This window comes from Allobosea sp. 47.2.35 (genome assembly GCF_024655635.1).
In the GTDB taxonomy this organism is placed as follows: domain Bacteria; phylum Pseudomonadota; class Alphaproteobacteria; order Rhizobiales; family Beijerinckiaceae; genus Allobosea.
Map to the genome: position 1 here is coordinate 1 of NZ_JANLGI010000056.1, position 1,321 is coordinate 1,321.

The 1,321-nt window shown below is 64.6% G+C and carries 1 protein-coding gene and 1 other annotated feature; the gene reads left to right on the forward strand.

Annotated elements, in window-relative coordinates:
• The first annotated feature begins 50 nt into the window (after positions 1–50).
• Positions 51–1,282 (forward strand): IS3 family transposase gene (locus tag NUV79_RS25160; protein WP_173048946.1). Its coding sequence is split into 2 segments (ribosomal slippage): positions 51–342 and positions 342–1,282, totalling 1,233 coding nucleotides; the frame shifts between segments, so codons are not numbered across the junction.
• Positions 335–451, forward strand: a sequence feature (AL1L pseudoknot). It overlaps the preceding gene by 117 nt.
• Positions 1,283–1,321: the final 39 nt, after the last annotated feature.

Below are 1,321 nucleotides of genomic sequence, written 5' to 3' on the forward strand. Positions count from 1 at the left end.
TGAACCGCCCCGGATTTGTCGGAGGCCCGAACTCCTGAGAGGATGGGGCTATGACGAGCAAGACGACGAACAAGTTCTCGCCTGAGGTGCGTGCCCGCGCGGTGCGGATGGTGCTGGATCACGAGGCCGAGCATCCGTCGCGCTGGGCGGCGATCACGTCGATTTCAGGCAAGATCGGCTGCACGGCGCAGACGCTGAGCGAGTGGGTGAAGAAGGCCGAGGTCGACAGCGGCCGCAAGCCCGGGCTGACGACGGATATGGCGGCCAAACTGAAGGCTCTCGAACGAGAGAACCGCGAACTGCGGCAAGCCAATGAGATACTGCGCAAGGCGTCGGCGTATTTTGCCCAGGCGGAGCTCGACCGCCGACACCGGTCATGATCGCCTTCATCGACGAGCATCGTGGGGCCTATGGGGTCGAGCCGATCTGCAAGGTGCTGCCGATCGCCCCGTCAACCTACCATGAGCATGTCGCCAGGCGGACCGATCCCGGGAAGCAGTCGGCTCGGGCGAAGCGGGACCTGGAGCTGAAGCCGCAGATCGAGCGCGTGTTCGGCGAGAACTTCGAAGTCTACGGCGCGCGCAAGGTCTGGCGGCAGATGTTGCGCGAGGGGTTCGACGTCGCCCGCTGCACGGTTGAACGCCTGATGGCCGAGCTCGGCCTGCAAGGCGTCATTCGCGGCAAGCCCCTCCGCACGACCGTTCAGGACAAGGCGGCGCCGTGCCCGCTCGACCATGTCAACCGGGTGTTCCATGCGCCGGCACCGAACATGCTGTGGGTCTCGGATTTCACCTATGTCAGCACCTGGTCGGGCTTCGTCTACGTCGCCTTCGTGATCGATGCCTATGCTCGGCGGATCGTCGGTTGGAGGGTGTCGCGGACGGCCCATGCCAGCTTCGTGCTCGACGCGTTGGAGCAGGCGCTGCATGAGCGACGGCCCATCCATCGCGGCGGCCTCGTGCACCATTCTGACAGGGGGTCTCAATATGTCAGCATTCGATACACTGAGCGCCTCGCCGAGGCTGGCATCGAGCCCTCCGTCGGCAGCGTCGGCGACTCTTATGACAATGCTCTCGCAGAGACGATCAACGGACTCTACAAAGCCGAACTGATCCATCGGCGCGGGCCGTGGCGCTCCTTCGAGGCCGTGGAGTTCGCGACGCTGACCTGGGTCGACTGGTTCAACAATCGCCGGCTGCTGGAGCCCATCGGCAACATCCCGCCGGCCGAAGCAGAAGAACGCTACTACGCCATGCTGGATGAGCCAGCCATCGCGGCGTGACTCAAACCAAACGGCCTCCCGCGAAGCCGGGGCGGTTCA